Raw genomic sequence first — 7,715 nt, forward strand, 5'->3', positions numbered from 1 at the left:
AGTCACTCGAACCAGGTGTATCAGCTCGTGACTAATAATAAATTTAATCCAAGGGATCTTAGTGTCACCTCAGCTCTTTAGCATGCCGCATTCACTGCGCATTCCACTGTTGCATCTTATATGAAAATCAGGATTTTATTACGGCCGACATATTTAAAGTGGCTTGAGATATCAGCGCCAGGAAGGCATTGCAGATGCCTCGACCACTAGTCAATACGATTATTCCGGCTACGTCTAGTGCACTAGCCTTAGAGTGGGGTATTATACTTAAAAATAGTGTCACTATGGAATGAACTGGATCGATCAGGAAACTCTTGTTTACTTGTTGCCTCCTCTAGTCAGATGACATCAAGCAGCACACCCGAACCAGTCCGCATCAGCGACCAGCAGCTGGGCTTTAACCTGGCGGCCCTGATTGCTCAACAGGCATCATCCAACCTGCCCTTCAGCGTCATCTACAGTCATCTACAAGATTTGCTTGGCGATGACACCGCTCTGCTTGGACCGCTGCGGGATCTGCTGGGTCGCCCCGCCTTCCAGCAGCTTGTTGGGCTGAAGCGACACTCGGTGCAGGTGAGCGCCCGTGATGCCCTTCTTCAGGATCTGGCGCTCACATACAACAGCGCGATTGTGGGTCGAATGGCTGATGTGCTCGACGGATGCCTAGGCCATCCCTCCAGATCTGTGGCGCTGGTGTACCAGCAATCGGCTAACAGCAAACCGTCATCTTCGATATCGTCATTTCATCCCCCCAGATCTCAGCAGGGTTCCCCTCCCGCTGCCGCAAACAATCCGACCCTTGCCTTGGTGCCGCTGGCCTCGTTGTTGCTGCTCGCGCTGGGGGCCGGCTGGTGGTTGGGCAGCCATCAGAACTGCCGCCAGGTGATCATTGATCCGGGCATCCAGCGCCTGGCTCCCTAACGGCAGACGCAGCGGGGAAGCCCCAGGGATTCACGACAGCGCACGGCAACCCGGACACGTGACTATTCACTGCACTGATGGAGATGATGAGCACTGCAGTAACGGATTATGATTTGAGCAAGGTTGTAAAAATGCAAGCAGCCAAAACAATCGCAAGATACATCAGCCAAGATGGCATGTAAAGTTGTACAATGAAAAAACCGCCAGCGCATAATGTTGCCCAAACTATAATATCAGCCACTACCATCCTTTTGCTCTCAGGAATTTGCAGCTTGATGGGCGCCGACTGGCCTGAATGACCTAGAACGGAAGGTGCTTGCAAGTCTGCATTGGCTTCCTTGTAACGACTGAGCGCCTTAAATACATGTCCTCTTTGATATAGAGCGGAGGAGTTGTTTGGCGTCAATCGGAGCGCTTCCGTTAAATCGTTTAGTGCCTCTTGATAGTTGCTTTGCGCTGAATATGACGCAGCTCTAAGCATGTAGTCGGCAGCCTGGACAGCCTGTCGGTAACTCATGGCTTTAGTTACTAGCTCAATCGCGTGCATATGATCCCCACATGAAGCCTCATTCTTCGCCTGCCTTAAGCAGTCGCTTGCAATCCATTCCCGGGCCTCTACATGGCCACGATCAGCTGCTGTCTTGATCTTATTGCGAGCCACATCTGGCTCTAGCATCGCTTCGTGAATAGTGCCAAGACGGTATAGCATCTGTATATCATCGGGATCAAAATGTAACAAGCTGGTCAAGTCTTGAGCCTCTGCAGTCAAGTCTCCGGACTTGGCATGAAGGCTGGCCCTCTGCCGGTAAAGCTTCGCATTAGCACTGTCAAGCTGAATCGCCTCTGAATATTTAAAAATTGCTGTCTTGAGATCACCGAAGCGGGCAGCCTCCTCGGCTTGTTCGCAGTAAGACTGAACAATTTGCTGCGTGCTTACTGCTACAGCTGGTTGACTCTTTGGCGCAGGCGCAGTCTCTGCGCTAACAGGGTGCTGTTGTCCCCCGTTCGATAGGGACAGCACATCTGATGGAAGATCCAAGAGTCCATTCAGAAACTCAGCTGAACGCTCAAGAATTCCCTGGTTACACCAGGCGGCAATATCCTCAAGCAACGCATCCCGCCCAACCATCCGAGCGGCAGAACTCGGATGGTTCCGCAATGCCTCAAGACCTGGGCGCTCGGTCAGCTGCCGAAGAGCAGGCCATAGCGATCGATCATCACCGAGTAGGTCTTGCAAAATGGCTTGGCACAGCTGGGGTGTCGGGCTCTTGATATTGGCCAATGCCCTGGCAAGGCTCATTCCCAGGTCGTGATCTCCCCTTGGCGCCGCTTGCGAGGTCATAGCTGTAGGGGCTGCGCCAGACTGCTCATACATCCTCAATTATAGATAGCCGCTGCTATCAAAGCCCACCTCTGTTGGACCAGCCACAGGAGCAAGTTACTGAGCGATACGAACAAAGCTTTTTCTAGGACTTTAGCCGTAGCCAAGGCAAAATTATTGAGGTCGGCCTTGAAAATTTCTTGAAGACCTATATAATATACATTATATTGTTTTTGCCAGCTTAAGCTGGGCTGTAAGGAATCGATCAAATCTACTGATTGAGCGATACCTGCGCTGGCATGAAAGTCGTTACCAAGACGTCTGCCTCTGCAAGGTTCCATTCCGGAGCTAGCGCTGATCAGAATCAGGCTTGATGAAGCCCATCCATTAGTATTGCTCTACTTCACCCTCAGGACGGTGACAGTAGGTAGCCCATCCGATCCCGCCCGCCTCAGAGACCACAAGCTGGGGCAGCAGCTTGCCGGGCTGATCGCTCAGCAATCGGTCTCCAGCCTGCCCTACGGCACCATCTTCAGTCAGATCCAGGATCTTGTCGGCGAGGATACCGCTCTCTTGGGTCCGCTGCGAGATTTACTGGGGCGTCCTACCTTCCCGCAACTGTTTGTCCAGAAGCAGCACTCGGTGCAGGTGGGGGGTCGCGATGCCCTCTTGGAGGATCTGGGGCTCACCTACAACAGCTCGATGGTGGGTCGACTGGCTGATGTGATCGACGGATGCCTAGGGCGGCCAGTCAGCATGGCGTCATCGGCTGCCCAGCCATCTACCTACGCTTCAGCGCAACCCTTCACGTCATACGCGCCTTCATCGCCTCACCCCGCCACACACCCTTACGCTGCCGCCGGACCCATCAACTACGGACCAGCGGGGTCGGGGCAGCCCCAAATCATCCAGACAGCGTCGAGCAACCCTCAGACTTCAATCTTGATCGCGCTGGTAGCCATGTTGGGCGGCGCCGTCATCGTTGGTCTTGCCTGGCTCTTCTTAGGCAACCGTCTTCATCAGAGCACAGCCTCCGTGCCATCACCGAAGGCGCCCCTCAGTACACCTCAGCCTGCAGAGCCGGCTGCGGATCCTCCTGCTCAGGCACCATCGAAGCTACCGACAGCTCCCAACGACTCAGGACAGGGAGCATGGGGCAGTGCTTCCGACTATAAGTTCGGACAACTTCCCGGTGGTGATTACCCGCAAAGCTGCGCTTTTTCCCGAACCGACCCTAGTGGGCGCGTTAATACAGACAAATCACAAGTGGAGTTTTGGGCTTGCCGCGATGTGGGAGGCGATGCCGAGAATGGATATAAAGTAGCCTGGGCCGATGGTAAGGAGACTACTTACACCTACAGTCCAGGAGGACAAGGTGCTGTAGTAGGCACCAACGGCAGTAGTCACCCAATCACCTGGCGGAATGACACCCATAAAGGTGACTCAATCATCGTGATCAATCATCAGGATGGAGCTGTCTCCTGGATCCCTGGGAACGTCCGTTGAGCAGTCCCATCGAAAGCGGGCACCAGTCCAATCGGGCCGTAGATCCAGCATTGCAACCGGAGCCACCAGAAGATCAAGGGGCGCCAGATCATCCTGTCAAGGACTCAGAGCCAATCGGACAGTACTTTGCCGGAACATTTCTTGGTCTTGTTCTACTCATGCTGGGCGGCCTCGGCTACCTGCTAGCAATCACGGTGCTGCAACAACCCAAACTGATTGATCCGCGCTGGGGACTCGATCCGTCTGGTGTTGCATCCAATGGGAACTCTCCTTCCCAATCTGGTCTGCAGCTGAACTCTGAACACATCAAAAGCACAACGCCGCGGATCAACGGCGACCAGGCAGATCAGCGTGTTGCACTGGAATGCCTGATCGGTAGCCAACCAGAATTGCAGGCGCCGGCGAATCCCTCCAACTACGGCACGCGCCAGGCCACTGACTGGAAAGGGCGGCCCGTAGCCAACAAACCAGCTCTGATCGTGCTGCACGAGACTGTGGTCGATGAGAGCACCGCAGTGAATCTGTTTCAAAGTACCCGCACCAGCGATGCCCAGCAGTCCAGTTATCACATGCTGATCGGCCGCGATGGCCGGCGCCTGCGTCTTGTGGCCGACAGTGAGAGGGCCTACGGCGCCGGCGACTCTGACTTCAAGGGAATGGCTGTGCAGCTCAAACCTGGATTCCAGCCATCCTTGAACAACGTTGCTTTGCACGTGAGCCTTGTCTCGCCTCCCGACGGAGCGGATGGCGAGCGTGGCGAGCATTCCGGTTACACCAATGCGCAGTACCGCAGCCTGGCGTCACAGATTGCCCAATGGAAGTTGCTGTACGGCATCGGCTCAGGCATGGTGGTAACCCACCAGGAGGTTGACCGCAGCGGCAGCCGCCGTGATCCACGCAGCTTCAACTGGGCTCATCTTGACCAGAATCTCCGCAGTCAGTGGCTGGCATGCGGCGGATCGTCACTCACCGCTGATTTGCGGCGCACCGGCGTTCGAACCCAGGGGCGTTGAATGACCCACTGAGGTGCAAGGTTGGGATGGGAATCGGTCGGGAGATCGGCAATCAGCTGCACCAATGGGTGAACAGCGGTGAGCTGAACAACCTGCCGCGCCAAGCGCTTGTCAATCGGTTGATCGATGCCGCCGGTGCATCGCGGCGACTTCACGGGCCGCTGCAGGATCTGGGCCGACAACCATTGTTTTTGCAACTGCTCGGAGAGCAGCAACAAGCGAAGGCACGCGCGACCATGCAGGCCCTCACGGCAGAGCTGGGTGAGATCTATAGCCAGGACATCCTCACTGAGCTGGTGCAGCTGCTGGAGGCAGCCATTGGCGTCCCCGGGGTTTCACAGGCCACAGCACGTCCCGGGTCGCCTTCGGCAGCAGATTCAGGTTGGATCGCACACCATTGGTTTGTTAAGCATTGGCGCCTGGCCAGAACGCTGCGTCCGATAACGCCTGGTCTGGCTCTCGGAGCAAGCTCGGCGCTGGTACTCGCCTGGTTCGGGGCTGAACTGGACCGTCTGGTGTTCGTGCCACTGAATTGGAGCGCGTGTGTCGTATTGCTGCTGTTTCTAGCCGCTGCTCATTTGCTCACAAGCAAGTTAATCAAGCCGTGGCGCACTGCAGGCCTGTTGGACCGTGCCAGCGCTGTAGCTCCGCGCCAGGCATGGAGATGGGTGACTGCACCTTGGCTACATGCATCGGATAAGGAGGTGTTGCTGAATGCTGTTGTTCTTGCGGTCGTGCTCTTCAACACGGCCCTACCTCTGAGGGAGGTGGTGCTGCGCTACGCACTAACAAGCCTGGCTTGCCTGGCGCTTGCGGTACAGGCCAGCCGTTGGTGTCACATCAGGCGGATATGGGGTGGTGCAAGTGGTGTTGTGGCATCGCTGTTGAGCCTGGATTCCACCCTCAGCCTGCTGCGTTGGCAAGAGCAAACCTTCGACTTCGAGGTGGGCCCTCTGCGGATCCCGGTCTGGGTTTTGCTCTGGAGCTGGGTAACGATTCAGATGGTCTGGTCGTTGCCAAGGCGCCATACCGGAGACCGAACGAGTGCGTGGCAGCGGGTTGTCAGCAGTTGCTGGTTCTGGGGGCTGGCACTTGGTGCAATCTGGGGTGTTGCGCTCTGGCTGCTGGGCCTTTCGCACTGAAAGGGATCTAAAGCAGTTTTAGCTTCTGTCCAAAGGGAAGAGCACAGTCCGGCCCATCGTCCAAGCTGGGCGGGAGACCGGAACAGAAGCCGTGAGCCAACAACTGCCCATGGACTATCGACAAATTGGCCAGGCATTGGCCAGCCACATCAACCAGTCCAGCGGTGTGCCCACAGGAGCGGCACTTCAGGGAATGATCGCCGATCTAGCAGCAGACCATCCTGAGCTGCAGCTTCCCATGCGTGATCTGGTCTCGCGGCCAGCTTTTCAGTTGCTCATTGCCAAAGCCAATTCCGGTGGCGGAATGCTCCAGCGTGATGCATTGATTAATGAGGTTAGGCCACTGTTTTCTGCCCCGGTTTTAGAGGCATTGTCTGAGCTGCTTAATGGCTTTCTCAATCTCCCCTCGTCAACAAACCAGCATCAGGCTGCAGCAGAACGTGAAGAGTGGAACAGGCAAAGGCCGCCCAGCGACTCTCCACAAGGGATGGCGAGTGAACCGGCTGAAGATAATCCACTAGTTGCTGGATCGAGGGGACACCTGGTGACCTTGGCGCTGGGCTGGTCTCTGGTGGCAGCCGGTATTGGACTGGCGTTAAGCAGCCCGATCTTTTGTGGGTACGTCGGCCTCTGCCCGGTTTCTAAGGATTCAAAGATGCATAATTGATGGCCATCTGCGCAAATGCCAGCAAGCTATCTCTCATATTGTGACTTCACTGTAGAGGAGATCTTGACTGCCCAGCGACTGGCAACCTCTGGGTAAAGAGCAGTCAGACTGCCAATTTCAAACAGCACCCCAGAGAGAATCAGCTGTGGCATCAGCAGCAGCGGAGACAAGCTACCCGCTTGTCGTTGGTCCCTCACCAGGGTGGAGAGAAAAAGTGACATCGCCCCGCTGGCCACGATCGTGAGCAAAGATGCCATCCAGTAGCCAAATGCCGCTAACCCGATGCCACCAAGAGCTCAGTGAGAGCTTTTATTGTCCGTCAAGGTAGTCGTATACTGACTTTCTGCAGAAGTAAACAATTGGAATAGCGGCCAGCAGGAGCTCTATAAGCATTGACCAGGGGTTAAATGGGTCTTCTGGCACTGCGAGCGTATCCAGATAGGCTAAGGCGACGGCTGCCAAGATAGTTACTACTAGCCCACGAATTCTGTTAATTCTTCTTCGCAACAGATCCACGAGTATTGCTGCCTGAGCCGCACAAACAAAGCCACCTATAAGTAGATACATAATTTGGGCATCAGACTGGAAAATTTCCAGCTCAATCAAGCTTGGCCACTTGACTAGGCTGTCGATTCTTTCGTAAACAGCAACGAAAAGCGCGAAGACGATGCCAAATCCATTTAGCATTAACCCAAGCCAGCACATAGTGCCAAATCCTTTTGGTTTTGCCATACGGCCCAATACAAGACAACCGCTATTGTGGGTCACTCTTGGCCATTTTTCAACATCCCACCCCACCCCACAAAAAACCACTCCCATCACCACCACGCCCTCCCAGCACTTCCCAAAGAGATTATTCGCACGCACCCGCTGAGGTCGTCATCGCCACCTAAGCGGCAGCTAAAAGTGAGAAGCAATCTTGATAGACTAATTATAGATTTGAGGGGTTGCCTCCACATTGTGTAATAGCAACGGCAAGGCTGGCATTCGCTTCTGGGCTCATTTCTTGCCCAATCTCAAGCTTTGTATAGTCTTCAATTGGAATTGTGTATGAAACCCTATCAAATGTACACTCGCAATATTTTCTTGCAGTCTCCGTGTCTCTCTCCTTTTCTGCTGCTGGCTGGCAGCCCGCCATAAATTTT

The 7,715-nt window shown here is 54.9% G+C and carries 8 protein-coding genes; 4 read left to right on the forward strand and 4 right to left on the reverse strand.

Going from position 1 to position 7,715, the window contains the following annotated elements:
- Positions 1-342: 342 nt before the first annotated feature.
- On the forward strand, positions 343-921 hold the full coding sequence (locus KBY85_RS11305; RefSeq protein ID WP_254961616.1) for a hypothetical protein: 579 nt from the start codon (positions 343-345) through the stop codon (positions 919-921).
- 106 nt (positions 922-1,027) lie between these two features.
- Here KBY85_RS11305 and KBY85_RS11310 read toward each other — a convergent pair whose 3' ends face one another.
- The gene (locus tag KBY85_RS11310; protein WP_254961617.1) at positions 1,028-2,263 is read right to left on the reverse strand and encodes a lipopolysaccharide assembly protein LapB; all 1,236 of its coding nucleotides are present in this window, start codon (positions 2,261-2,263) and stop codon (positions 1,028-1,030) included.
- Positions 2,264-3,906: 1,643 nt separating this feature from the next.
- On the opposite strand from KBY85_RS11310, the gene KBY85_RS11315 reads away from it, so the two are divergent.
- The 3 genes from KBY85_RS11315 (at position 3,907) to KBY85_RS11325 (ending at position 6,570) form a co-directional block, all read left to right on the forward strand.
- Positions 3,907-4,761, forward strand: a complete 855-nt coding sequence (locus tag KBY85_RS11315) for an N-acetylmuramoyl-L-alanine amidase (protein WP_254961619.1) — start codon at positions 3,907-3,909, stop codon at positions 4,759-4,761.
- Positions 4,762-4,787: 26 nt separating this feature from the next.
- Entirely contained in the window at positions 4,788-5,903 is a 1,116-nt protein-coding gene (locus KBY85_RS11320; RefSeq protein WP_254961620.1) for a rhomboid family intramembrane serine protease, read from the forward strand.
- Between the two features lie 91 nt (positions 5,904-5,994).
- Positions 5,995-6,570, forward strand: coding sequence for a hypothetical protein (locus tag KBY85_RS11325; RefSeq protein WP_254961621.1), 576 nt, complete (start codon positions 5,995-5,997; stop codon positions 6,568-6,570).
- A 26-nt stretch (positions 6,571-6,596) separates the two neighbouring features.
- Here the strand turns inward: KBY85_RS11325 and KBY85_RS16090 are convergent, their stop codons facing one another.
- The 3 genes from KBY85_RS16090 to KBY85_RS11335 all read right to left on the reverse strand — a co-directional run.
- Complete coding sequence (locus tag KBY85_RS16090; RefSeq protein WP_396121851.1) at positions 6,597-6,854, reverse strand: ABC transporter permease; 258 nt, start codon at positions 6,852-6,854, stop codon at positions 6,597-6,599.
- Positions 6,855-6,879: 25 nt separating this feature from the next.
- Positions 6,880-7,398, reverse strand: a complete 519-nt coding sequence (locus tag KBY85_RS11330) for a hypothetical protein (protein WP_254961622.1) — start codon at positions 7,396-7,398, stop codon at positions 6,880-6,882.
- A 103-nt stretch (positions 7,399-7,501) separates the two neighbouring features.
- Positions 7,502-7,715, reverse strand: a 214-nt coding sequence (locus KBY85_RS11335) for a hypothetical protein (protein ID WP_254961623.1), incomplete at its 5' end; no start/stop codon positions are given.

Source organism: Cyanobium sp. BA5m-10 (assembly GCF_024346255.1).
GTDB classification, from domain to species: domain Bacteria; phylum Cyanobacteriota; class Cyanobacteriia; order PCC-6307; family Cyanobiaceae; genus Cyanobium_A; species Cyanobium_A usitatum.

Coding starts and splice junctions, on each gene's coding strand:
- KBY85_RS11305 (WP_254961616.1), top strand. CDS start 343: ATGACATCAAGCAGCACACCCGAACCAGTCCGCATCAGCGACCAGCAG.
- KBY85_RS11310 (WP_254961617.1), bottom strand. CDS start 2,263: ATGACCTCGCAAGCGGCGCCAAGGGGAGATCACGACCTGGGAATGAGC.
- KBY85_RS11315 (WP_254961619.1), top strand. CDS start 3,907: ATGCTGGGCGGCCTCGGCTACCTGCTAGCAATCACGGTGCTGCAACAA.
- KBY85_RS11320 (WP_254961620.1), top strand. CDS start 4,788: ATGGGAATCGGTCGGGAGATCGGCAATCAGCTGCACCAATGGGTGAAC.